We start from the raw sequence: 26,785 nt of genomic DNA on the forward strand, positions 1-26,785 counted from the left end.
AAAGGCAAAAATTTTTTTTTGCCTTTTTTTATGCAATAAATTCGTTCCTTAAACTGTACCATATTTACAGAATATGGATCTCAATAAAAATGTATTTGCTATTTTACTTTCTTTTTACATTTACTCAGGCTCTAAAATAAACGATTCAATCCATCAAAGAAGTCTTAACTAATACCCTTGGAATAACCACTATTCAATATTGCAAAAAGAATTACTAAACAATAAACACGTGTTAGTAATAATTTTAAGAATCTAAGGTGAAATTTATTAAAGGCATAACCGCATTTTTGCACACACGTACTTTGACTCACTGTGTACTTTAAGTTTCTAAAATTAGTTTTTCATAAAAGCTAAAAAGAATTATTACTAAATCTAAAAAATATATTGATTAATTCCCGTTAAGATCCACTGTACTCTCCAGATATATAATGCCATGAAAAGAAGACGTATAATCCATCTTTGCTTCATAGCCTAGATCTAACAACCGAGCAGAAAACCAAGGGTAACCACTTGGTTTACCTTGTGCCTTAGGCAAAGCAATAAACCTATTCTCACTTTTTTTGTCTTGTAAATAGTGTTCTAATGACCCCTTATTCGACATTAGAACCTTTGCTGTTTTGCTAAAATCGGCATGAAAATAATCACTCCCAAAAAAAGCCGGCGAATAATTTCCCTGACTCGAAGTGATTGCTAAAGAGTAAACCCTCTGCCCAAACTCACGGAAAATATCACTCCCAAAATAAGTAAAACCTTGATAAGTATTTTCTTGATGCCAATTTTTCGAGAAATCAGGGTTAAAAGATGCATACATATTTACATCTAAAGCATTGTGATTATTATGAGACCAAACCATAATTTTTTTATCAGGAAAAATATATTTAGATAAAAAAACAAAATTCTCCGCCATCATAATATCTCGATTTTTACCTAATATTAGATATTCAAAGAGGTTCTTTATATTATTAATCTCTATTAATAATAAATTTCTCTGATCTACAGGTAAATTATTAAAAGAAATGGCCTGCTTAATCTTATTAACCATATCCATGAAATTCCTAGCATCCACTTGCTCCTGTTTACTGCCAAATTCATTTTCCAAAAGATAATTTAGATCTTGTTTAAACTGAAGATAATCTTGACTAGAAACGTTAAAATCAATAGATTCTAAAACCCTATCTAAATGTCCTACAAGTCTTGTCTTTGAAAAAGCACCCGCATGACGAACATCCATTGCTGCCAGAGTTAAAGGATTATCCGTTTCTAATTGCGCTAGATAATAATTCCAAAGTTCTTGACTAACTTGACTTTCTGTCCAACAAGTGTAAATATTCTGTCTCACTAAAGACATAACTTCTTGTGTATCTCTAGCTTGAGCAACCCCAAATAGAACTGCGTAGAAATCCGCCTCAAATAACAATACATCGAAGCCTTTTTGCTCATGCAGGTACTTCACTAATCTAGTCTTCATCTGAATAGCTCCACCATCTCCATGACTGGGTTCTCCTAGTAATACAATACTAGCATCTGCTATTGATCTACCTATGGGGTCTAGATCTTGAAAATTTACATCCATCGGGTTATAAGACCCAATACTAGTACTAGATTCATAAAGATCATCTAAAAATAACTTTGAAAAGTCTGTTGTTGACTGCCCAAAGGTTAATTGGGCTAGAAAAATCAAAATAAAGCTAATGAATCGCATAAATCTTTAATTAAAGACCAACAAACATAAACAATTGTCTTAATAACCCCAAAAAACAAGTGAAACTTTTTAGGACAAGCAAAAACACAAGTCATAAAAAACTATGCTAACATTGATCAATACAACTCTAAGTCTTAATCTATATATTACTTTTCTTGCAATACTTAATATCTATCAAAATCCTATTAAATAAATCCAATCTTGACACATCCTAAACTAAACTTAAAATAAACACTAACCACAACAAGACAACAAATAACAGTAAAATTAAATTTATCATATAATAAAAAAAGCCTCAAACTATGAGGCTTAATCATTGCTTTTAAAAAGCTAATTTTTTATATCCAAACCTAGTACATTGCGCTACATAATACTAATTACCATATTGAACTACATTAACTGCTCATGAATTTGTTCCCACTCGAGCATTAACTCCTCTACTTGCTTTTTGTTCTTCTCATACTTAGTAAAAAACTTCGTATCTTCACTCAACTTTTGATAATCTTTTGCTAATGCTTTGTCATCTAGGGCAATCTGTTTTTCTAGTCTAGAAATTTCACTTTCGATCTTACTTATTCTATTTTGAAATACTTTCTGTTGTTTTTGCTGCTCATATGAAAGTGGAGATTCTTTGGCTTTCATATCACCATTCTTACTAGGTGTACCTTTAGATGGAACTTCTTGTTTTCTCTCAATCTCACGCATATTTTGAACATTACGCTGTTCCAAGAAGTAATTTATATCACCTAAATATTCTTTAATTTTCTGATCTTTGAACTCGTACACAAACTCAGTTAGGCCCTGTAAGAAGTCACGATCATGGGAAACTAAAACCAAAGTTCCTTTGAAGTTAGCTAAAGCACTCTTTAAAACATTCTTACTTTTAATATCCAAGTGATTGGTAGGCTCATCCATTAAAAGAACATTAATAGGAGATAATAACATCTTACATAACGCTAAGCGATTTCGCTCCCCTCCTGAGAGCACTTTAACTTTCTTCTCCACGTCATCACCCCTAAATAAAAAAGACCCCAACATATCGCGTACTTTTACACGATTACTATCATTGGCAGATTCTAACATAGTATCAAGAAGGGTTTTTTCACCATCTAAATAATCAGCTTGATTTTGAGCAAAATACCCTATTTGAACGTTATGACCTTTTTTAATTACTCCATCATACTCGAACTCATCCACAATTGCTTTTATAAGCGTTGACTTACCTTGGCCGTTTTGTCCTACGAAGGCAATTTTACTTCCCCGCTCGACTAATAAGTTAATATCTTTGAATATAACTTTATCATCAAACCTCTTGGTTACATCTAGGATTTCCAATACAACACGTCCTGGATCAATACTAACTGGAAAAGAAATATTCATTACTGCATTGTCATCTTGATCAACTTCTATTCGCTCGACCTTATCTAAACGCTTTATTAATGATTGAGCCATAGAAGCTTTACTCGCCTTATATCTAAAACGCTCAATTAATTTCTCGGTTTCTTCGATTTTCTTGGCCTGGTTTTTTTGCGAAGCCAATTGAATTTCCCTTAACTCTTCTCTTAGAACAAGATATTGGGTATATGGTTTATTAAAGTCATAAATTTTACCTAAAGATATTTCTATAGTACGATTTGTGACATTATCTAAAAACATTTTGTCGTGAGAAATAATCACAACCGCACCAGGATAATTCTTTAAAAATGTTTCTAACCAAATAATACTTTCAATATCCAAATGGTTAGTAGGTTCATCTAATAATAAAACATCATTATCTTGTAATAAAAGTTTAGCCAATTCAATACGCATTCTCCATCCTCCTGAAAAAGTATCAGTTAAGTTATCAAAATCCTCTCTTTTAAATCCAAGACCCAACAAAACACGTTCGGTATTACCAACATAATTATACCCTCCGATTATTTCAAATCGATGTGTCAAATCACTTAACTTTTCAATTAACAAGCTATAAGATTCTGACTCATAATCGGTTCTTTGTGTAAGTTCCAAGTTAACTTGATCAAGTTGTTTTTCTACCAACTTAATCTCTTCAAAAGCTTGATAGGCCTCTTGCAAAACAGTTCTACCAGGAGTAAATTCTATATCCTGCTTAAGAAAACCAATCTTAAGATCTTTTTCAAAGGCAATTCCTCCAGTATCTGGCTGCATTTCTCCAGACATCAACTTTAACATAGTTGATTTTCCAGCACCATTTTTGCCTACTAAACCAATTCTATCCCCAGCACCTATACGGAAAGTAACACTTTCAAATAAATATTCGCCCGAAAAAGAAACTGATAAATTATGTATATTTAACATATGTTATTTTTTCTAATTTTTTACTTTTTAATTCTAAATTTCTTATATCTATGAATTGATATATTTTCATCTAACTCCTGTCCATATTCAATATGGTTGAATAATTCCTTTGCCAAAAAAGGACCTAGTAAAACACCCCTGGTACCTAACCCATTTAATACAAAGATTCTATCGGACTCTAAACTTCTTCCTAAAAGTGGACGTCGATCTTTAACTGTAGGTCTAACCCCTGCAACATGTGATAATACCTCAAAATCTAAATCAATAATTTCCTTTAACCCCGCAATAAGCTCCTTTCGAGCATCACTAGTAGGTAAATCTGACTTATCTTGCCAATTATAGGTAGCGCCCACTTTAAATAAATCATTACCCAATGGAATCACAAAGACATTCCCCTTTAACATAAAATCGATATCTAAATTTGGTATTCGAACCACTAACAACTCTCCTTTTGTACCATCTAAAGGTAAATCTTTAAAAAAAGGATTTTCCTGCAATCCTATACCTTGTGCAAAAATAATATTTTTAGCCTTTATATCTCTATAAGCAATACCCTCAGATGTATAACTCAACAAATTGTAATTAAACTCCTCACATAGATACATCTGCTTTGACAATAAGTACTTACGATAAAACTCAATAAGTTCATTAGTTTCCAAAAATCCCGTATCCTTCACAATACCAAAGCCAAATTTAGAGTCAACACCTGTTACTTTCACACGAGACAACTTAGGCTCCAAATAACGCTGCAAGCTAGGCTTATCACAAGCCACAAACCAATTATTTTGTTCTTCTGTATTATAGATACGACGATAAAGAGCAGTAGGATACCAGAACTTAATACCTAATTTTTTTTCTAAATTTGGATAAAATTGCTTTGCAACTTCTAATTGCTTTTCCACTTTCCAAACCTCTGTAAAGCGCTTTAGAACAACAGGATTAAACATACCCCCGGCGACCAAAGAAGATGAACGCTTGTGTGAATCAATTACTATAAAGCTCTTATTGTTTTGCTCTAAAGTCTCTGCCATAGATATACCTGCTATCCCACTTCCTACTATAATATAATCATACATAATATCTATATTAAAAAAGCTCTTACCTAATTTAATAGATAAGAGCTTAGTAAATTAGTAATTACAAAATTAGTAATTCCATAAGTCATCTTCAAGGTCTCTGATAAATTCCTTTATTCTTTCTCCTTCAAATAATTCTTGTAATGGATTAGAGGTAATATACTCTTCAATTGCACGTCCACCATATTGATTATCAGCCTTATAAATAATAGAACTAAATCTTCTAGAATTTAACAAGTGATCAAAATTAATAGGATTCTGTGGATTTTTTGGATTAAATGCGTAATTCTGATACAAAGTCTCTCTCGCATCTGGAAAGAATATCCAAAATAACTCTACATAATTCTCCACACCACTATTCAAAGAATATAAATCCGCCACAACAGGTGCAATACCAAGTAATCTATATTTTAATTGACCTTCGTTTCTATCAAAATACCACATCCCCATAATATGATAGGCACTTACATCAGCAGCACGTAATTCTGTTTTTTGAATAAACTCTGCTGGCACTTCTTCTCCTGCATTATAATATTCTATACCAGCATCAGTGGTATCGATTTTTACAAATGAAGATTCTATATCGCTTAGTAATCGCTGATTCTTAAAGTCACTATCGTCGTAAATTTCTGTAATAGCCCCAGATTTGATACCATCCATTATCACCTGAAACAAAGGCTTTAAGTCTCCCTCACTCGTTACTTCGTTAATAGGAAAGTAATACGCTTCATTGGCCTGTTCATCTAAAGAAATATTTTCCCAAACTTTTATACCAAATAAGATATCTTTTTCATTAATATTTCCATATGGAAGAGGACCATCAGCTTTTGTTAGTATCTCCTCTAATGATTTCATTCCTATTTCACTAGCTGACTTGGCATTTAATATATTTACCTGTGCAAAGGCACCCATTGTAAATAAACAAAATGCACCTAATACTGAGAATTTTTTCCAGTTCATATTTTTCAAATTTACTTTCTTTTAATTACCTAATTTCATAAGTAGCAGGGCTAGTTCGTTTTAATTGATAGTTTCCTGCCCCATCCAAACGAGTTTTGATATCTGAAATTACAACCACATCTCCAATTCTTGCACGTCTAATGGCCGCTTTAGCACGATCACTCATTTTATTGCCTTGAACAACAACACTTGGCTGACCTGGCACTTGTAAAACAAAACCAGTTACTGTTAAATTAACTTCAAAATCAAAATCTTCTAATTTAGCTCCAACAGTAGCCAATTCTAAATTTGCCTTTGGCCCCTTGTCTGCTGCCTCACCGCGAACTGTACCGCGTGGTGAAGGTATATCTTTAATACGAAATACTTGACTATCACTAACAACTTTTCCTCCTGGAAGTGTTCCCGTTACTTTAATGGTCACTTCACGTCCAGCTTGAGGATTCATAAAATACTGCCCTGGCTTGCTACCTTTAGTAAGTCCTGGAGCAGAAGCCACAACTTTATCAGCAGGAACACCGGCAAAAGAAATAGTCATAGGATTAGAAATACCACGATACACAACATTCATTTTATCTGCTGAAATTGTAGCGGAGTTAGGTGAAGAAACCACCACATAACTACCATCTATATCTAAAGGCACTAACTCTCCATTTTCCTTAAATACGAACTTTCCTTTAATGTCGTGTTCTCCAACGTTACCAACAGGAAAAGAAATATTTACCTCCCCATTTTTTAAAGCAGTTTTCAAATCAATTTCACGATTATTTACAACAACTTCGGTTGGAACCGTAGAATCGTCATAACGACCCAAAACTACTTTTCCACTAAACATTTCACCTGCAAAATAAGTATTCTTGTCCGAAATTACAAGAGGCTTATATTTACGCATGGACGCCGCTTCGATTAATGTGTTACCCAGCAACAAATTATAGATATCACTCTCAATCATCCGTGCATCGTTTTGCATAGCACTAAGTTTTGTTAAAGAGGCAATTGCTGGAAAACCATAGAAATTATAAAACAAATATGGTCTAGAGTTACCCTCTCTATTAACAACGGGCGCTAAACTAAAATTCTCATTAATCTCTTGCTTTAAGTTATTATAAGAAACATCCACTCCTAAAACTCCTAAAATAGATTCCTTATATTGCTCAATAGATTTTAAAAACTCCTCACCCTTTGGTGATACATTATCACCAATGAACCATTCTTTATCTATCACGGAACTTTGATCCATACTCTCAAAGGGCAAGGTTCCATCTTGTTCCTTATATGTATCGGTAATCAAATCCTTTGATAATTCCAATTCACTAACAAAACGATCGGTGATATCTTTAGTTTTTAATGCTATTTCGTAAGCTTCCTTATATCTAGTTGGATCGTCTTCCGCTCGCATTTTTAATTGCGCTAACGAAACGTTTTTATTATTATTTTCGATGGTGGCCGTAGCCTGCTCAAATTTAGAGTTTACCATCCCAAAAGCCGATAAAACCTCACGCGACATCTGAAGTGCCATCATTGCGATGAACACCAAATACATCAGGTTAATCATTTTTTGTCTAGGCGTAAGTTTTTGTTTTGCCATTATTCTATAATGTCTTTAAATTATAAATTAATTAGCATTTTTATTTCCTCCACCCATAGCAGATAACATTCCGCCATATACGTTGTTTAAAGACGCTAAATTTGTAGTTAATGCTTGCATTTGCAAATTCAGTTTTTGATTATTCTCCGCTACGGCTTTGTTAATATCCGCATTAGCTGTCGCACTCTCCAATTGAATTGTATACATTTTATTTAATGACTCTAATTGCTGAGCAGCTAAAGACATCTCCGAAGCATATTTATGTGTAGAAGCAACTGAATCAATCGTAGAACCAATTCCTTTTGAGGCAGCTTCAAAATTGCGAATGCTATTTCCTAAACTGTTCATTAGCTCAGCATCCACCTTAGCATCTTTCAATAGTTGATCTAATTTTTTTGACAACATACCCTCTGGGTCACTATCGCTTACAGCAAGTTCAGTTTTCATTTTATCCTTGCGTTTATCAGAAGCAACACCATCTTTTAATTCCGGATAAACTTTTGCCCAATCTAAATCCTCATCAACAGGCTCAAATGCGGATAAAGCAAAAATAAATGCTTCTACCAATAACCCTGCGATTAACATATTATTACCGTTAAAAACACCAAACTCCATATGGGTGATTTTAAACATTGCCCCAAGAATAACAACTGAAGCTCCCATTCCATAACAGAAGTTCATTACTTTTTTAGATAACACCATAGCTATAATATCTTTATTTTCTTATATATCTTTATTTTCTTATATATTTTTAACGAGCCATTCTACTTTCGTTTACACGAGATAAAGAACCAGAGACAGATTGCACAGTTCTAAAACCGATATAACTGCGTGCTGAATCAGCATATTCAGAATCACGAACTGCAACTTGCAGAAAATAAGCAGGATCTCTCCATGAACCACCTCTGACAACTTTTAAAGGATTATCAGTTGGTCTATTTCTAGGTTTTAAAGTAGACATAAAATCATAAGACGACACTTCGTAAGCAGAACTAGTCCACTCAGATACGTTTCCGGCCATATTATATAAGTTATATCCATTTGGAACATAAGATCTCACATCAGCAGTATAAAGAGCACCATCAGCCGCGTAATCAAAACGTGTAGGTTTAAAGTTAGCTAAAAAACAACCTCTTTCATCCGTAGTATAAGGTCCTCCCCATGGGTACATCGCTCCATCTAAACCACCTCTAGCAGCGTATTCCCACTCGCTTTCCATTGGCAAACGGTATTCGTGCACTTCTTGCATTTGTTTACTATTTCTTAAATGGTCATTTTTATACATTGTACGCCAAGCAGCAAAAGCTTTTGCTTGATGCCAGTTAACACCAACAACAGGATAGTTTCCAAAAGCTTCATGCCAGAAATAATCATTGTGCATTGGCTCATTATAAGAATACTGAAACTCTTTAATCCATCTAGTTGTATCTGGATAAATTAGCAATGTTTCGGTCTTCAAATGTCGTTGACGCTTTCCTCTTGGATCCGTGCCTTGATCCTTAGTAGCTCCTTCAACATCAACATAAGAATATCTAAACTTTAATTGAGATGCATCGAAACTTGTCATTCCATTATATGTTTCATTAGCTGGAATATATAAAGAATCCATTACCTCAACATAATATTCATCTGGAAAACGCTTTTGATCGGTAATCAATGGAACCTTCTTATTTAAACGTCTACCAGCGTAAATATCATCACTCATTTGCAGGCTATAGTAATTATCATACATATAGCGCTCATAAGGAGACATTCTATCTAAATCTTCTTCGCTGTCTAAAAACGCATAAGCTCCAATTCCTCCAGCATCTTTACCCATTCCCATATCATCGGCCGCTATTGCAAGTTTTGTACGAGTTATAGAATCCTTTACCCAGTCAACAAATTTTCTATATTGATTATTGCTAATCTCGGTTTCATCTATATAGAAAGAACCAATAGTTACCGTTTTCAGTGGCGCATCTTGAGCTCCTAAAAAGTCCTCATTTGACTGCCCCATTGTGAAGGTACCCCCAGGAATAAGTGACATTCCATGTGGTTTAGGGTTACGCCAATTCTTTCCTGGATTACCATCTAGCAATTCACCTCTATCATATCCTCCAGTACCACAACTGAACAACAAGGTAGCAACAGCTCCTAACGTAAGTATCTTTTTCATGAAATTTTATGTTTTTATATACTATCCTCTATCCTAAAATAGGAGTTAACTTTAATGTTAAATTTATCAAACAAATCTAAAAATTAATTTACACTTAATCTCAGAATTTTATTTTTTTTTCAACTCTTTATAATAAACTTCTTTTTACTAATCTCCACCATCTCTCGGGTATATCTTGTTGTAGAGTTTGTTGATAATCTTCATAACTACATGAGATAACAAAATCTATACCTTTTTGGGCATCACCGAACATTTTTGATTCAACCCACCATCTTGCTGAGATATTACTTTTATAAAAAATAAATTCATCTATCCCTTCTACTGGTACAATGTATTTTGTATAACTTTCCCTTCTTTGAAAGGGATACTCATTAGTTCTGTAATTGAAACCTTCAATAAAATACCAAATGATTTGTGCAATTAATAACGCTTCATTTTCATTATTATTATAATTAAATATTCCAAAAACACTAACTCGATCACTTAATCCACTATAACGTGCCAAAGAACAAATTTCACGTGCATCAAATCCATTGGGAGTAAACCTATCAAAATTCCCAGAATCGGAAGATTTTATACTAGTCAAATCCAAACTAACAATATCAGCCTCTCTTAAAACTGGCTCACTAATTTGAATATTATTTATAAGCTCGCCTAAGCGATAGCCCTCAAAATAAAGACTATGCATCAAATCTATTTCCTCTTGAGAATTAAAATAGGTCTGATAACCTAGGTTACAAAAATTCAATAACTTAACAGGCTCCTGCATTATAATTCTGGAAATAACCCCTTCAGATAAGCAAGTAAAATCCTCCTTTATATCAAGTTTAGAATCAATATTTACAATATTTATTGATTTGTTCAAGGCCTCTAAGCCTTTATATAAAGGATAAGTTAAATCTTGAGCGCCCCCTATAACAACAGGTAAGACACCATTTTTTACCAAATCTTTAATTAAAGATTCTAATAAAAAATAAGTGTCTTCTAGTTTATTTCCAGGTGAAATATCACCAAAATCTATAAGAGTTGTGCTCCAATTTCCAGGACAAAGGCGATAAAAAGCCTTACGTACTGATTCCATACTAGTAGCTTCAGATTGTTTATTAAATCCTCGATTTTCCCCCACTCCAATAATAGCAATAGAAAAATCGGCATAATTCACAAAAGCACCACCTTTAAAAAAAGTAGTACGTTTTCCAAGACTTTGTGTGGGTAATTCCTCTACAAACTGCAGAAAACTCGATGGAACTGGATTTAATAATTCATACACCATACCTACTTTTTAGCTTTTGAAGTACTTGATTTTTTTGTCGTTGCTTTTTTTGCTGGAGCTTTTTTCACTGGAGCTTTTTTCACTGGAGTCTTCTCTTTTATTAAAGCTTGTACCTGCTCAAGAGTTAAAGCTGCAGCATCCACATCTTTGCTTAATTCAATTTTAATTTTCCCTTGTATTATATTCGATCTTCCCCATCTAGCCTTCTCCACACGTATACCCTGCTCTTCCCAGTTATGTATAACTTTTTCTTTTTCTTTTTGAATCTTATCACCTATTAACTCGTTAATGTCGTCTTCAGATAAGTTATCAAAATTATACTTTTTATTTACATTAATAAATATTCCATTCCACTTTAAATATGGTCCAAAACGTCCGACACCTTTTTGAACTGGCAGACCTTGATAAGAAGCAATAGGAGCATCGGCTTGCTGCTTTTCCTTAATAAGCTCAATGGCTCGTTCTAAAGTTACGTCAAGTGGGTCCTCTGCTTTAGGTAAAGAAATAAATATTTTTCCAAATCTCACATAAGGCCCAAATCGACCATTGTTAACTTCCACTTCTTCATCTTGATATACTCCTAAATTCTTAGGAAGTAAAAATAGGTTCAAAGCTTGTTCTAAAGTAATGGTTCCTATATTCTGATCAGGCTTTAAACTAGCAAACTGCTTTTGTTCATCTTCGGCATCGCCAATTTGAGCCATTGGTCCAAATTTACCTAAGCGAACAAGAACAGGTTTCCCCGTGTTAGGGTCTGTTCCTAGTATACGCTCTCCAGATTCGCGCTCAGCATGTTGTTCAACATCCTTTACATTGGGGTGAAAGTGATCATAAAACTCACGCATCATCTTAGCCCAATCTTCATTGCCTTCAGCAATTGCATCGAAATCCTGTTCTACTTTGGCAGTGAAATTATAATCTAATATTGTTTTGAAGTTTTTAACTAAAAAATCATTTACAACTATCCCAATATCAGTAGGCACTAACTTACCTTTATCAGAACCTGTTTTTTCAGTTAGTTTATTCTCGATAATATTTTGATTTTCTAGGCTTAAAAGATAATAGTTGCGTTCTTTACCTTCATTATTTCCCTTCTCTACATAAGTACGGGCAATAATTGTCGAAATTGTAGGAGCATAAGTAGATGGTCTACCAATTCCTAATTCTTCTAGCTTTTTCACCAAAGATGCTTCTGTATAACGAGCCCCTGGTTTAGAAAATCGTTCGGTTGCTGTTAATGTTTTACGATTCAACTGTTCACCAATTCGTAAGTTTGGTAAAATTCCCTCTACTTCTTCATCTTCATCATCGTGTCCCTCTAAGTAAACTTTTAAGAATCCATCAAAAAGCAGAACCTCTCCCGAAGCAGCAAAAAGCTCAGCAAAATTATTACAAGCAATCTTCACATTAGTACGCTCTAACTTAGCATCACTCATTTGAGAGGCCAAAGTACGTTTCCATATTAAATCGTATAACCTAGCTTGATCCCTATCAACAGGTGCACTATGTAAAGCCATATTAGTCGGGCGGATTGCCTCGTGCGCCTCTTGTGCGCCTTTACTCTTAGTAGTATAATTACGTGGATTAGAATACTCCTTTCCATAAGATTTTGTAATCTCTTGCGCGGCCGCATCCATAGCGTCTTTTGATAAATTCACACTATCAGTTCTCATATATGTTATGAGCCCACTTTCATATAAGCGTTGTGCAAGAGTCATTGTTTGCCCAACGGAGTAATATAGTTTTCTAGCAGCCTCTTGTTGTAAAGTAGAGGTAGTAAACGGTGCTGCAGGCGACTTCTTCGCCGGCTTGGTTTCTAAATCACTAACTTTGTATAGAGCATCAATATTGGCAGATAAAAACTCTCGAGCCTGATTTTGCGAAGAAAAACTCTTAGGAAGTTTTGCTTTCACTACCTTGCCCTGACCAGTTATAAATTCAGCAGCAATAGTATAAGACGACTCTATTTTAAATTCATTTATCTCCTTCTCTCTTTCAACTATTAATCTTACCGCAACTGATTGTACACGTCCAGCAGATAATCCTCCCTTTACCTTCTTCCATAAAACGGGAGATAATTCATATCCCACCAACCTATCTAATATACGACGAGCTTGTTGTGCGTTTACTAAATTGTAATCGATTTGACGTGGATTCTCAATAGCTTTTAATATCGCACTTTTTGTAATTTCATGGAAAACAATACGTTTTGTTTTATCCTTACTTAAATTTAGTTCTTCTGCTAAATGCCATGCAATAGCCTCTCCTTCACGGTCTTCATCGGAAGCTAACCAAACCATATCGGCTTTTTTGGCTAAATCTCTAAGTTTCTTAACCACAGCTTTTTTATCAGCAGACACCTCGTATTTAGGTTTAAAGTCATGATTAACATCTACTCCAATTTCCTTCGAGGGTAAATCTGCAATATGTCCGTAACTAGATTCAACTTGATAATCTTGTCCCAAAAATTTCTCTATAGTTTTTGCCTTCGCAGGTGACTCAACAATCACTAAATTCTTTGCCATACTTCATTTTATTTGAAAGCAAAAATATAGGATTTTTTTCAATATATCCTTATCTGTTATTATTTATACGTGTTTTTAAGAGATATATCCCAGTTTTTTGCAGTATAAATACAGGTAAAAATAACAAACTTATCCTATATACATTCATTATAGAGAAACAAATCAATAACTTATCCCAATACTAAGGGTTTAGTATAAAAATATTGCCCCAATAAGTACCATAATACTAACCCCTACACAAATTACTCTTAAATTACGTATGCCATCTTGTCAGTTATTTAAAAAAAAGTATCTTTGCCCTATAAAATAAAACACCCTTTTAACAAACTTATGGAAAAGGTAATTGACGAAAACAAACAAGGAACAAGCTTACAGTTAGAGAATAAAGCTGATAATACAAAAAAACTTTTCATTGAAAGTTATGGTTGTCAAATGAATTTCTCGGATAGTGAAATTGTGGCCTCTATATTATCCCAAGAAGGATATAATACAACTACTAATTTAGAAGAAGCTGACTTAGTACTAGTAAACACATGCTCTATTCGAGATAAAGCCGAACAAACTGTACGCAAACGCTTAGACCAATACAACCAGATTAAAAAGAAAAACCCATCAATGAAAGTTGGTGTTTTAGGTTGTATGGCCGAACGCTTAAAAAGCAAATTCTTAGAGGAAGAGAAAATTGTTGACATGGTGGTTGGTCCTGATGCATATAAAGACTTACCCAATTTACTTAAAGAAGTAGACGAAGGAAGAGATGCAATTAATGTGATCCTTTCCAAGGATGAAACCTATGGAGATATATCCCCTGTTAGATTACAAAGCAATGGAGTCACTGCCTTTGTATCCATTACAAGAGGATGTGATAATATGTGTACCTTCTGTGTAGTTCCATTTACAAGAGGTAGAGAAAGAAGCCGAGACCCACATAGTATTCTTGAAGAAATAAAAGACTTACATGAAAAAGGGTTTAAAGAAATTACTTTACTAGGGCAAAACGTGGATAGCTACCTGTGGTATGGAGGAGGTCTTAAGAAGGATTTTGATAAAGCTACGGATATGCAAAAAGCCACAGCAGTTGATTTTGCTCAACTCTTAGAGCAATGTGCACAGAGCTTTCCTAAAATGAGATTTCGTTTTTCGACCTCTAATCCACAAGATATGCACTTAGAAGTAATCCAAGTTATAGCCAAATACGATAACGTGTGTAAATACATTCATTTACCAGTTCAATCAGGAAGTACTCGCATTTTAAAGGAAATGAATCGCCAACATACCAGAGAAGAGTATATGTCTTTAGTCGATTCTATTTATGAATTAGTACCAGAAATATCTTTATCTCAGGATATGATCACAGGGTTTCCGACAGAAACAGAACAAGATCATCTAGAAACATTGAGTTTAATGGAATATGCTCGCTATGATTTTGGTTACATGTTTGCATACTCAGAACGACCAGGTACTCTTGCTGCTAGAAAGCTTCAAGATGACGTACCTGAAGAAGTTAAAAAACGCCGTTTAACAGAAGTAATTGAGACACAACGTAGAATTGGATTAGAAAGGATCCAACGCTTCCTAGGAAAAACCGTTGAAGTTCTTATAGAAAAAGAATCTAAACGTTCAAACGATGAATGGGCAGGGCGCAATTCACAAAATACAACAGTTGTTTTCCCAAAAGAAAATTATAAGGTTGGTGACTTTGTACTTGTAGAAGTTCAAGACTGTACATCTGCTACATTAATTGGAAAAGCAGTTGGATATTCTACTATGCAATAAAAGAAAAATTCTCTACATTTAAGTTTTGATAAAATAAATCTATGGAAAATGTTCAGGCAATTAAACAACGCTTTGAAATAATAGGAAATGACCCCAAATTAAATCGCGCAATCCAGAAAGCGATTCAAGTTGCGCCTACAGATATTTCCGTGCTTGTCACTGGAGAGAGTGGTGTGGGTAAAGAAAGCATCCCTAAAATTATACACTCTTTGTCCCACAGAAAACATGGCAAATATATAGCCGTAAATTGTGGTGCAATTCCTGAAGGAACAATAGACAGCGAATTATTTGGCCACGAAAAAGGAGCTTTTACCGGTGCAGTTAGCACTCGTGAAGGATATTTTGAAGAGGCCAACGGGGGGACTATTTTCTTAGATGAAGTTGGAGAACTACCTCTAACAACGCAAGTACGTCTACTTCGCGTTTTAGAAAATGGAGAATATATTAAAGTAGGTTCTTCTAAAGTTCAAAAAACAGATATACGTATCATAGCTGCAACTAATGTGAATATGATACAAGCCATAGAGAAAGGTAAATTTAGAGAAGATTTATTTTATAGACTAAGTACAGTAGATATTACCCTACCGCCTTTACGAGATAGAGGGGAAGATATTCATCTTCTTTTTCGAAAATTCGCATCGGACTTTGCTCATAAGTATAAAATGCCGCCAGTGCGTTTAGAACCTGAGGCTGTTAACTTTTTGATGCGATATAGATGGGATGGAAACATTCGTCAATTAAGAAACGTAGCCGAACAAATATCTGTTTTAGAAACAGATAGACTAATTAGTCTAAAGACTCTTCAGTCATATTTACCAAATTGGGATAGACAAGTGCCATCGGTTGTTAACAATAAAAAAATAGAAGCAGACTTCTCTTCTGAAAGAGAGATACTCTATAAGATACTTTTTGATATGAAAAGTGATTTAACAGATCTAAAAAAACTTACTTTAGATTTATTAAAACATGATAACAAACAAGTTCAAGAGTCCAATCAAGTGTTGATACAAAGAATATATGGTCAAAAAAATAATGAAAATAGTGATCTATCACCTACTACAACAGATAACGATTTTGACTTAGTTCCCTTTGAAGAAAGTACGCAAGCACAAGTGTCCACTTCTTTCCATCAACCACTACAAAATATTACCTCTACGGAACAAATCGATGATCAAGATGATGAAGACTCCTATCTTCTTGCTGAAACCATCGAAGAGTCTCCCTTGAACTTGGAAGAACAAGAAGTTGAGTTAATAAAAAGAGCCCTTGAACGTAATAAAGGTAAGAGAAAATCAGCCGCAGATGAATTAGGCATCTCGGAAAGAACACTTTACCGTAAAATAAAACAATACAATCTATAATGATAAAATTAAAAAACACTATCTTACTTTTAATCTTTGCCTTAAGTCTTTATGGTTGTAAATACTATAATTTTACAGGTACTGGTAAGATTGACGCCAATACTTTTCAAGTCAACTACTTCCAAAACAATGCGGCTTTGGTTGAACCAGGAATTGAAAGAACTTTTACTACTTCCTTGCAAGACCTTATTCAAAATCAAACCAGCTTAAGTCTAACCAATGAAGGAGGAGACCTTGTATACGAAGGAGAAATTGTAGATTATCGCATTAGTCCAATAACAGCAACTGCCGATCAAAGAGCAGCGCAAAACAGACTTTACATAGCAATCAATGTTCGTTTTATAAATCGCAACAAACCAGAGGATGATTTCGAAAAAAGATTTTCTTTTTACTATGACTATGGAGCAAATGAAATATTAATGGGAGCTTCCCTATCACAAGCATTAGATGTGATTTATGAACGAATAACCCAAGATATCTTTAATGAATCGCTAGCAAAATGGTAGCCAAAAACTATTAAATTGAGTACACAAGAGCTAATAATACTATTACAAAATCCTAAAACTGTCAATACAAGTCACAAAGTAGATTTTGAGCTTATACTGAGCAAATACCCATACTTGCAATCGGTACGAAGCTTATATTTAAAAACTTTGTATTTACAAAAAAGTAAAGCATATAGTAAAGAATTAAAGAAAACAGCTTGTCATACTTTAGATCGAGATATATTATTTGATTTTATAACTTCAAACGAATTCATTACCTATAACGAACTAATTGAGCAACATAAAGAGAGTCTTATACAAGATTCATTAAAAGTACTTCAGCGTAAGCCTACCAGTACAATAGATGACCTGATTCAAAGCTTTGATAAATTAAGTCAAAATGTTAGAACAGCCAAAACAGTCACTATCCTAGATGAATCAACACAAGATTCAACAAGTAGTATTACAAATGATCTACAGAGTGAACAAGCATGGTTAAATTTAACCCAAAATAGCCTTGATAATAGTGAATCAGAATCATTTTTAGATGACAATCAAAAAAAAATAAAGCAAGAAAAACAAAAAAAACTGCATTTAATTGATAAGTTCATAGAAACCAATCCAAAGATAACTCCTAGTAAAAAAAGTTTCTCAACTACCATAAACATTGAGGATTCGCTGCAAGACAACAATAGTTTAATGACCGAAACTTTAGCTAAAATTTACCTAGAGCAAAAAAAATATCAAAAAGCAATACAAGCTTATGAAATTTTAATTTTGAAATATCCAGAAAAAAGTAGTTTCTTTGCAGACCAAATATCAGATATTAAAGCGTTACAACAACATAATAGTTAATAATTATGAACACAGAATTTACAATATTTCTAGTATTAATAGCAATCGTTTGCTTTTTACTAATTGTAGTAATAATGGTACAAAACCCTAAAGGAGGAGGATTAGATTCTTCATTTGGTGGTTCTACTGTGGCAGGAGGTGTTAAAAATACAAATGACTTCCTTGATAAAAGTACATGGGTACTAGGGGGTATTCTAATTGTTTTAATCTTAATGTCTAGCTTAAGCTTCAGTGGTTCTGCTAGCGGTGACTCTAAACTTTTAGATCCTAATGCACAACCATTACCAACAATGACTTTACCAACTTCTTCTGAAGAAACACAACCAGCAGCTTCAACAGAAACTAGCTCTGAGCAAGAAGTTAATTAATATTTATACAAATCAAATAAAATGCCAGCTGTCAAGCTGGCATTTTTTGTTTACATCTCTGACATTTTTATGATTTGGCACACTTTATGCCTTAATTAAATCAAATAAAAATTAATTCAATTTAATAACTATATAATATGGCACTAAATATTAGACCACTAGCAGACAGAGTTCTTATTGAACCTTTACCAGCAGAAACTAAGACAGCTTCAGGAATTTTCATTCCAGATACTGCAAAAGAAAAACCACAAAGAGGAACAGTGGTTGCTGTAGGAAACGGAAGTAAAGACCATCAAATGACTGTTTCAGTTGGAGATGTTGTTTTATACGGTAAATACGCAGGTACAGAACTAAAGTTCGAAGGAAAAGATTACCTAATTATGCGTGAAGAAGACATTCTAGCTATCGTTTAATAATTGAATACTAAAAAACAAAATAAAAATGGCAAAAGATATTAAATTCGACATTGAAGCTCGCGAAGGTTTAAGACGCGGTGTAGACGCATTAGCAAATGCAGTTAAAGTAACATTAGGACCAAAAGGTAGAAATGTAATCATCGGAAAATCTTTCGGTGCTCCTACGGTAACTAAAGATGGTGTTTCTGTAGCTAAAGAAGTAGAATTGGAAGATACTCTTGAGAACATGGGGGCACAAATGGTTAAAGAAGTTGCTTCTAAAACTAATGATCTTGCTGGAGATGGTACTACAACAGCAACTGTATTGGCTCAAGCAATTGTAAAAGAAGGACTTAAAAACGTTGCTGCAGGGGCCAATCCAATGGATTTAAAGCGTGGGATTGACAAGGCTGTTGAAGTAATCGTAGCTGAACTACAAAACCAAAGCCAAGAAGTAGGTGGCTCGATGGATAAAATCAAGCAAGTTGCATCTATTTCCGCAAATAATGATGATTTTATTGGAGAGTTAATTGCGCAAGCTTTTGAAAAAGTAGGAAAAGAAGGTGTTATTACAGTGGAAGAAGCCAAAGGTACAGAAACTTATGTGGATGTAGTTGAGGGTATGCAATTCGATAGAGGTTACTTATCACCTTACTTTGTAACAAACTCTGAAAAAATGGAAGTAGAACTAGATACGCCATATATCTTACTTTATGACAAAAAAGTTTCTTCTTTAAAAGAGCTGTTACCTATTTTAGAACCAATAGCTCAAAGTGGAAAACCACTTTTAATAATCGCTGAGGATGTAGATGGAGAAGCGTTATCAACTTTAGTTGTAAATAAATTAAGGGGAGCCCTTAAAATTGCTGCTGTTAAAGCTCCAGGATTTGGGGATAGAAGAAAAGCAATGCTAGAAGATATCGCTATTTTAACTGGAGGAACTGTAATTTCAGAAGAGCAAGGATATACCCTGGAAAATACAACTTTAGAAATGCTTGGTACTTGTAAAAGAGTAAGCATTGACAAAGACAATACAACTATCGTTAGTGGAGACGGGGATTCTGAAATGATCAAAAACAGAGTTAACCAAATTAAAGCCCAAATGGAAGTTACTACATCAGATTATGATAGAGAGAAACTTCAAGAGCGTTTAGCTAAGTTGGCCGGAGGAGTAGCTGTACTATTCGTAGGAGCAGCATCTGAAGTGGAAATGAAAGAAAAGAAAGATAGAGTTGATGATGCTCTACATGCTACTAGAGCTGCTGTAGAAGAGGGTATCGTAGCTGGAGGTGGAGTCGCTTTATTACGCTCTAAATCTGCTTTAGATACTATTCAGGCAGCAAATCCTGACGAAGAAACTGGTATTGCAATTGTTGCAAAAGCGATTGAATCTCCATTGAGAACAATAGTTGAGAATGCTGGATTAGAAGGATCAGTTGTTGTAGCTAAAGTGTTAGAATCAGAAGGGAACTATGGTTTCAACGCTAAAACGAATCAATATATTGATATGCTACAAGCCGGAGTAATCGATCCTAAAAAAGTTACAAGAGTTGCTTTAGAAAATGCAGCATCTGTTTCAGGAATGATTTTAATTACCGAATGTGCTTTAGTGGATATCAAAGAAGAAGGCCAAGGTGCTATGCCAATGGGTGGAGCTATGCCTGGTATGATGTAAGATTCATCTCAAGTTACTATAAATACAAAGAGGCGGTTGATTTTTCAGCCGCCTCTTTTGTATTTATAAAATTTCTATAATACTTATAATAGTAAACCCTCATTATTAACGAATCTTAAATGAACAAAAACTCTGTAATAAAATAGGTCTTAGTATAACTCTTCAAAACAATTATTTTGAAAATAGCATCTACTTACAATAATTTCATTTTTATTTACTCACTTGTTTTAATTCTGCTATAGTTGCAATAGGATCTTGTGACTTAAATACAAAACTACCAGCCACAAGCGCATCTGCTCCGGCCTGAACCAATTGTTTTACATTTTTACTAGTTACTCCCCCGTCTATTTCAATTAAAGCTTTAGAATTCTTTTTTTCAATTAATAACTTTAACTGACCAACTTTGTCATAAGTATTTTCAATAAAGCTTTGTCCTCCAAATCCAGGGTTTACACTCATAATTAAAACCAAATCTAAATCTGCAATTACGTCCTGTAAAACACTTACATTAGTATGAGGATTCAAGGCCACCCCAGCTTTCATTCCAAGATCCTTAATAGCCTGGATAGTACGATGTAAATGAGTACAAGCCTCATAGTGAACTGTCAAAATATCAGTACCTAAATCTTTAAAAGTTTTTAGGTAGCGATCCGGATCAACAATCATTAAGTGAACGTCAAGTGTTTTATTTGCATGCTTACCAATAGCTTCTAAAACTGGCATCCCAAAAGAAATATTAGGTACGAAAACACCGTCCATAATATCAATGTGAAACCAATCAGCTTGGCTCTTGTTAATCATTTCTATTTCCTTTTGTAAATTAGCGAAATCTGCCGCTAATATAGATGGTGCAATTATTGTATTATTTTCCATGTTATATTGTTGTGTTGTTTTTTTTGCTTTGTACAAAGCTACTATAATAATTTCTCAAGAAAAATTCCTAACAAAAAATTAAATTACTGCTTTATTTAAATATATTCACACTGAAAAAGCTCTTTAAAATGCTTAAGTATTTTATCTTCTACTTGTTTCACATCAACCTTATCTACCTGTAGTTCGACATTTAAAGAAGTAACACCCTTTCCTTTTATTCCACATGGAATAATATTGTCAAAATATCCCAAATCAGCATTAACGTTAAGCGCAAATCCGTGCATGACCACCCATCGAGAAGCACGAACTCCCATTGCGCAAATTTTTCTTGCAAATGGCGTACCCACATCCAACCAAACTCCAGTTTCTCCTTTACTACGTTCGCCTTGAATTCCATATTCAGCTAAAGTTAAAATTATAGCTTCCTCTAAATATCTAAGATATTTATGAATATCAGTGAAAAAATTCTCTAAATCTAAGATGGGGTAACCTACTAATTGCCCTGGTCCATGATAAGTCACATCCCCGCCACGATTAATCTTATAAAATGTAGCATTTTTTTGGGTTAGTTGGTTCTGATCCAACAATAAATTAGAAATATCCCCACTCTTACCCAAGGTATACACATGAGGATGTTCAACAAAAACCAAGTAATTATTAGTTGGAAGTTCAAGGTTATCTTTGCGATTAGCAAACTTTGTAGCAATAATCGAGTCAAATAATTGCTCTTGATAATCCCAAGTTTGTTTGTAATCTTTTTGATCTAGGTCAATTAATTTAATTTGTTTGTTCATAATAGTTGGGTACATAGGATTTATTAGTTCCTAGTTTAACTAGCTATAAAAAATAACTACTAGTTATATGATTTGAATAGAATAATTGTTTTTTCTGGATCTTTCCTAATGGCAAAGACAAGACAAATTTCGACATTTTTTTTCTCACCCAAGCACAAACTTATCAAAATAGACTAATATACCTAGTTAATATATAATTCTTTACTAAATTAAACGCATTAACGATCATTGTAATTGTTGCATTTTCAAAGATTAGCTATATTTGCGTTTTAATTAATATACAATTATTATGCAACTTTCAGAACAAGAAATCATCAGAAGAGAAAAGCTGAGTAAATTACAAGAGCTCGGTATTAATCCTTATCCTGCAAACCTATTCCCGGTTGATCATACATCGAAGCAGATTAAGAACGATTTTCAAGAAGGTAAACAGGTAATTGTAGCTGGGCGTTTAATGTCCTCAAGAATCCAAGGAAAAGCATCTTTTGCTACGATTCAAGATAGTCAAGGTAAAATCCAATTATATATCAATAGAGATGAACTTTGTCCTACAGAAGATAAAACTCTGTATAACGAAATCTATAAAAAATTAATTGACCTAGGAGACATTATTGGTATTGAAGGAGAACTTTTCACCACTCAAGTTGGAGAAAAAACAGTAAGGGTAAAAAACTTAACACTATTAAGCAAATCTTTACGTCCCTTACCTCTACCTAAAACTGACTCGCAAGGCAATACTTACGATGCCTTTACGGATCCAGAACTTAGATATAGAATGCGATACGTAGATTTAGTGGTAAATCCATCCATTAAAGAAGCTTTTATTAAAAGAACAAAGTTATTTAACGCTATGCGTGAATTCTTTAATAAAGCAGGATATATGGAAGTAGAGACACCTGTATTACAATCTATCCCTGGTGGAGCGGCGGCTCGTCCGTTTATTACCCACCATAATGCTTTAGATATTCCTCTTTATTTGAGAATTGCTAATGAACTATATTTAAAAAGGTTAATTGTTGGTGGTTTTGATGGAGTATATGAATTTGCTAAAAATTTCCGTAATGAAGGAATGGACAGAACCCATAATCCAGAATTTACGGTAATGGAAATTTATGTTGCCTATAAAGATTACAACTGGATGATGGAATTCACCGAAAACTTATTAGAGCATTGTGCTATTGCCGTTAATGGTTCTACTCAAGCAGTATTTGGAGAACATACAATAAATTTTAAAGCTCCTTTTAAACGCATCACAATGGCAGACTCTATTAAAGAGTTTACAGGTTTTGATATCACTGGTAAATCCGAGGATGAATTAAGACAGGCTGCTTTATCTATGGGTATTGCAGTGGATGCCTCTATGGGTAAAGGAAAGCTTATTGACGAGATTTTTGGTGAAAAATGTGAAGGTAATTATATACAACCTACCTTTATTACAGACTACCCTAAAGAGATGTCTCCTCTTACGAAAATGCATCGTGATAATCCTGATTTAACCGAGCGTTTCGAACTAATGGTTTGTGGTAAAGAAATTGCGAATGCCTATTCAGAATTAAATGATCCTATTGATCAAAGAGAAAGATTTGAAGCTCAAATGGCCTTGGCTGATCGTGGAGATGACGAAGCTATGTTTATTGACCAGGATTTCTTAAGAGCCTTAGAATATGGTATGCCTCCAACATCTGGCTTAGGAATAGGTATGGACCGTTTAATTATGTTTTTAACAAACAACCCTTCTATTCAAGAGGTACTATTCTTCCCTCAAATGAGACCAGAGAAAAAAGAAAATGATATAGAGCTCTCTGAAGATGAAAAGCTAATCGTAGATATTTTACAAAAAAATGACCAAAAATTACCTTTAAATCAACTAAAAGAACAAAGTGCTTTAAGTGGTAAGAAATGGGATAAAGCGATAAAAGGCTTATCTTCTCACAACCTTACTAAAGTTATAACAATAGATGAAGTTAAATATGTTGTAATAAACTAGATAGACTTTAAAAAAATAAAAGCCAGAGATTATAATCTCTGGCTTTTATTTTTTATAATAATCGTAATTTTATCCTAAGTAAGTTTTCAAAATCTTACTGCGAGATGTATGCTTTAATCTTCTAATAGCTTTTTCTTTAATTTGTCTGACGCGCTCACGTGTCAAGTCAAATGTTTCGCCTATTTCCTCCAAGGTCATTGGATGTTGATCTCCTAATCCAAAATATAAACGGACTACATCTGCCTCACGAGGTGTTAAAGTCTCTAAAGCACGCTCAATTTCTGTTCGCAGTGATTCATGAATTAATTCTCGATCAGGATTTGGTGATTCTCCACTTCGTAATACATCATAAAGATTTGAATCTTCACCTTCAACCAACGGAGCATCCATTGATAAATGACGGCCAGAGTTTTTCATGCTCTCTTTTACATCATTTACAGTCATGTCTAATTCAATAGCAATTTCCTCTGCAGAAGGAGGTCTCTCATTTGACTGCTCCAAAAGAGCGTACATTTTATTTATCTTATTGATAGAACCGATTTTATTTAACGGCAAACGTACTATTCTTGATTGTTCCGCTAGAGCTGATAAAATGGATTGACGAATCCACCAAACCGCATAAGAAATAAATTTAAACCCTCTAGTTTCATCAAAGCGCTGCGCTGCCTTTATCAAACCTAAATTACCTTCATTAATTAAATCTGGAAGAGTTAAACCTTGATTTTGATATTGTTTGGCAACAGATACAACAAATCGCAAATTAGCTTTAGTTAATTTCTCTAAGGCTCTTTGATCACCAGCTTTAATACGCTGTGCTAACTCCACCTCTTCATCGGCCGTAATCAAATCTACTTTACCAATCTCCTGTAAGTACTTGTCTAAAGACGCAGTCTCACGATTCGTTACCTGTTTGGTAATTTTAAGTTGTCTCATATTATTTCTATCCTTTATCAATTATATAACCCCATAATTATCCGTAGTTGGGATTACATATACTTATACGTAAATTCTATAGTAAAGGTTACAATTAAAAAAAAATAGGCCGTTATTTAACAATCTATTAAGATAAATAACGGCCTACTGTTCTATTATTGAGAAGATTAATAATTTTTCACTTTACTCAACTCAGCTTCATCAATCTCAACCTCTTCCAAGTAACGCTCAATACTATCATCTAATTCTTTCATCCACGGAGTATGATGAACCTCAGCTTTAACACCTGTCATCACAGAAGTATACACCTTATCTCTATAACTCAATATATTCTCTTCCTTATCTTGCATCCATTCCTTAAACATCTGAGCAACTTTATCCAAATCAAAACTTGGGTAATCCGTATATTCCATCAATTCCTTGATATAATTTGTTTGGAAATCAACATGATCACAACCATCTTGCGTTAAGCTTTCTGCCTCAACCCACTTTTCAATATCCTTATCTCTTTCACTTTTACTAGGTAAATTAATACGTCCTAACATATAATCTCTTGCAAACCAGGCTTGAATATCAAACATATTAAACGTATAATACTGATCTTGCATTCCAAGAAACATCAATCGGTCATTATCATTAAAAACAACACCTTTATATAAGTTATCTGGATACAAGCAATTTTTTGTTTTTAATCTTAAATTATCTGGTAAAAAGGGAAATTTATGCTGATATCCAGTACACAACACAACTGCATCAAATTCCTGGCTACTTCCGTCTTTAAAGTAAGCTGTATTCCCCTTAAAGTGAGTTACACTTGGTCTTTCCACAATTCCTTTAGGCCACTTTGCACCAATTGGATTGGTACGGTAAGCTATTGTAACAGATTTACTTCCATGCTTAAAACATTGTACACCTATATCTTCTGCTGAATAACTACTACCTATTAATAGGATGTCTTTATCGACAAATTGATCAGCTCCTCTAAAATCATGCGCATGCATAACAGTAAAAGGAAATTCATCAATACCTTTGAAATAAGGCATATTAGGAGTTGAAAAGTGACCAGTTCCCACAACTAAGTAATCAAACACCTCTTCAAAAGTTTCGTTTTTCACTAAATCGTCAAACACCACTCTAAACTGTTTTGTTTGTTCATTGTAATCAACCCACCTAGCAACTGTATTAAACTTAATATAATCTCGTGCATTACTTTGCTTAATTCTTCCTTGGATATAATCAAACAATACCTCTCTTGGTGGATAAGACGAAATAGGAGTTTTAAAGTGATCCATAAATGTATAATCGGCAAACTCTAAACATTCTTTAGGTCCGTTTGACCATAAGTATTTATACATACTTCCATGGATAGGCTCTCCGTATTTACCTACACCGGTTCTCCATGTATAGTTCCACATACCTCCCCAGTTATCTTGTTTTTCATAACATTTAATCTCAGGAATAGGGTTTCCCTTTTTCTGTTCCGATTCAAAAGCTCTTAACATAGCTAATCCGCTGGGACCAGCTCCAATAATTCCTACTTTAAAATTTGACATAATTGCATAAAAATTTTTTCCTTGTAAATAACTTACAAAGAGATTACTAAAAATGATTGTTACTGAATACTCAGCCGAGATAGAGCCTTATTAAATCAGCCCTAAAATGGACATCCTAAAATAGGATGTATGATA

The 26,785-nt window shown here is 34.0% G+C and carries 21 protein-coding genes; 8 read left to right on the forward strand and 13 right to left on the reverse strand.

Features of this window, described 5'->3' with window-relative positions:
- Nucleotides 1-388 precede the first annotated feature (388 nt).
- From ACYSNV_RS06550 to topA, 9 genes are all read right to left on the reverse strand, one after another.
- Entirely contained in the window at nucleotides 389-1,702 is a 1,314-nt protein-coding gene (locus tag ACYSNV_RS06550; protein WP_461761767.1) for an erythromycin esterase family protein, read from the reverse strand.
- 390 nt (nucleotides 1,703-2,092) lie between these two features.
- Nucleotides 2,093-4,018 carry an ABC-F family ATP-binding cassette domain-containing protein gene (locus ACYSNV_RS06555; protein WP_461761768.1) on the reverse strand — a complete coding sequence of 642 codons (1,926 nt, stop codon included), beginning with the start codon at nucleotides 4,016-4,018 and terminating at the stop codon, nucleotides 2,093-2,095.
- A gap of 20 nt (nucleotides 4,019-4,038) precedes the next feature.
- Nucleotides 4,039-5,094 carry an NAD(P)/FAD-dependent oxidoreductase gene (locus ACYSNV_RS06560; protein WP_461761769.1) on the reverse strand — a complete coding sequence of 352 codons (1,056 nt, stop codon included), beginning with the start codon at nucleotides 5,092-5,094 and terminating at the stop codon, nucleotides 4,039-4,041.
- Between the two features lie 69 nt (nucleotides 5,095-5,163).
- Nucleotides 5,164-6,054 (reverse strand): type IX secretion system ring subunit PorN/GldN, encoded by an 891-nt coding sequence (gene porN, locus ACYSNV_RS06565; protein WP_461761770.1) that lies wholly within the window; start codon nucleotides 6,052-6,054, stop codon nucleotides 5,164-5,166.
- A gap of 25 nt (nucleotides 6,055-6,079) precedes the next feature.
- Nucleotides 6,080-7,639: a type IX secretion system motor protein PorM/GldM gene (gene porM, locus ACYSNV_RS06570; protein ID WP_461761771.1), complete on the reverse strand. Its 1,560-nt coding sequence runs from the start codon at nucleotides 7,637-7,639 to the stop codon at nucleotides 6,080-6,082.
- Nucleotides 7,640-7,666: 27 nt separating this feature from the next.
- Entirely contained in the window at nucleotides 7,667-8,341 is a 675-nt protein-coding gene (porL, locus tag ACYSNV_RS06575) for a type IX secretion system motor protein PorL/GldL (protein WP_461761772.1), read from the reverse strand.
- A 49-nt stretch (nucleotides 8,342-8,390) separates the two neighbouring features.
- Nucleotides 8,391-9,797 carry a T9SS ring complex lipoprotein PorK/GldK gene (gene porK / locus ACYSNV_RS06580; protein ID WP_461761773.1) on the reverse strand — a complete coding sequence of 469 codons (1,407 nt, stop codon included), beginning with the start codon at nucleotides 9,795-9,797 and terminating at the stop codon, nucleotides 8,391-8,393.
- A 127-nt stretch (nucleotides 9,798-9,924) separates the two neighbouring features.
- Complete coding sequence (locus ACYSNV_RS06585) at nucleotides 9,925-11,070, reverse strand: formimidoylglutamase (RefSeq protein ID WP_461761774.1); 1,146 nt, start codon at nucleotides 11,068-11,070, stop codon at nucleotides 9,925-9,927.
- A gap of 2 nt (nucleotides 11,071-11,072) precedes the next feature.
- A complete protein-coding gene (topA, locus tag ACYSNV_RS06590) occupies nucleotides 11,073-13,595 on the reverse strand; it encodes a type I DNA topoisomerase (protein ID WP_461761775.1) in 2,523 nt (840 codons plus the stop codon).
- A gap of 330 nt (nucleotides 13,596-13,925) precedes the next feature.
- On the opposite strand from topA, the gene miaB reads away from it, so the two are divergent.
- From miaB to groL, 7 genes are all read left to right on the forward strand, one after another.
- Nucleotides 13,926-15,371, forward strand: coding sequence for a tRNA (N6-isopentenyl adenosine(37)-C2)-methylthiotransferase MiaB (gene miaB, locus ACYSNV_RS06595; protein ID WP_461761776.1), 1,446 nt, complete (start codon nucleotides 13,926-13,928; stop codon nucleotides 15,369-15,371).
- Nucleotides 15,372-15,412: 41 nt separating this feature from the next.
- Nucleotides 15,413-16,732, forward strand: coding sequence for a sigma-54 interaction domain-containing protein (locus tag ACYSNV_RS06600; protein ID WP_461761777.1), 1,320 nt, complete (start codon nucleotides 15,413-15,415; stop codon nucleotides 16,730-16,732).
- The gene (locus tag ACYSNV_RS06605; RefSeq protein ID WP_461761778.1) at nucleotides 16,732-17,238 is read left to right on the forward strand and encodes an LptE family protein; all 507 of its coding nucleotides are present in this window, start codon (nucleotides 16,732-16,734) and stop codon (nucleotides 17,236-17,238) included. The genes ACYSNV_RS06600 and ACYSNV_RS06605 overlap by 1 nt, the downstream gene beginning before the upstream one ends.
- 147 nt (nucleotides 17,239-17,385) lie before the next feature.
- Nucleotides 17,386-18,072 carry a tetratricopeptide repeat protein gene (locus ACYSNV_RS06610; protein ID WP_461761779.1) on the forward strand — a complete coding sequence of 229 codons (687 nt, stop codon included), beginning with the start codon at nucleotides 17,386-17,388 and terminating at the stop codon, nucleotides 18,070-18,072.
- 5 nt (nucleotides 18,073-18,077) lie between these two features.
- Nucleotides 18,078-18,440, forward strand: a complete 363-nt coding sequence (secG, locus tag ACYSNV_RS06615) for a preprotein translocase subunit SecG (RefSeq protein ID WP_461761780.1) — start codon at nucleotides 18,078-18,080, stop codon at nucleotides 18,438-18,440.
- 137 nt (nucleotides 18,441-18,577) lie between these two features.
- The gene (locus tag ACYSNV_RS06620) at nucleotides 18,578-18,853 is read left to right on the forward strand and encodes a co-chaperone GroES (protein WP_461761781.1); all 276 of its coding nucleotides are present in this window, start codon (nucleotides 18,578-18,580) and stop codon (nucleotides 18,851-18,853) included.
- Nucleotides 18,854-18,881: 28 nt separating this feature from the next.
- Nucleotides 18,882-20,510, forward strand: a complete 1,629-nt coding sequence (groL, locus tag ACYSNV_RS06625) for a chaperonin GroEL (RefSeq protein ID WP_461761782.1) — start codon at nucleotides 18,882-18,884, stop codon at nucleotides 20,508-20,510.
- A gap of 210 nt (nucleotides 20,511-20,720) precedes the next feature.
- Here the strand turns inward: groL and rpe are convergent, their stop codons facing one another.
- Together rpe and lipB are read right to left on the reverse strand one after the other, a co-directional pair.
- On the reverse strand, nucleotides 20,721-21,383 hold the full coding sequence (gene rpe, locus ACYSNV_RS06630) for a ribulose-phosphate 3-epimerase (RefSeq protein WP_461761783.1): 663 nt from the start codon (nucleotides 21,381-21,383) through the stop codon (nucleotides 20,721-20,723).
- Nucleotides 21,384-21,478: 95 nt separating this feature from the next.
- A complete protein-coding gene (gene lipB, locus ACYSNV_RS06635; RefSeq protein ID WP_461761784.1) occupies nucleotides 21,479-22,177 on the reverse strand; it encodes a lipoyl(octanoyl) transferase LipB in 699 nt (232 codons plus the stop codon).
- Between the two features lie 289 nt (nucleotides 22,178-22,466).
- Between lipB and lysS the strand changes: the two genes are divergently transcribed.
- Nucleotides 22,467-24,164: a lysine--tRNA ligase gene (gene lysS, locus ACYSNV_RS06640; RefSeq protein WP_461761785.1), complete on the forward strand. Its 1,698-nt coding sequence runs from the start codon at nucleotides 22,467-22,469 to the stop codon at nucleotides 24,162-24,164.
- Nucleotides 24,165-24,233: 69 nt separating this feature from the next.
- Here the strand turns inward: lysS and ACYSNV_RS06645 are convergent, their stop codons facing one another.
- Both ACYSNV_RS06645 and ACYSNV_RS06650 read right to left on the reverse strand, forming a co-directional pair.
- Nucleotides 24,234-25,097, reverse strand: coding sequence for a sigma-70 family RNA polymerase sigma factor (locus tag ACYSNV_RS06645; RefSeq protein ID WP_155092115.1), 864 nt, complete (start codon nucleotides 25,095-25,097; stop codon nucleotides 24,234-24,236).
- A gap of 167 nt (nucleotides 25,098-25,264) precedes the next feature.
- Complete coding sequence (locus ACYSNV_RS06650; protein ID WP_461761786.1) at nucleotides 25,265-26,650, reverse strand: trimethylamine monooxygenase; 1,386 nt, start codon at nucleotides 26,648-26,650, stop codon at nucleotides 25,265-25,267.
- Nucleotides 26,651-26,785 lie beyond the last annotated feature (135 nt).

The sequence above is a fragment of the Myroides sp. LJL119 genome, from assembly GCF_054871605.1.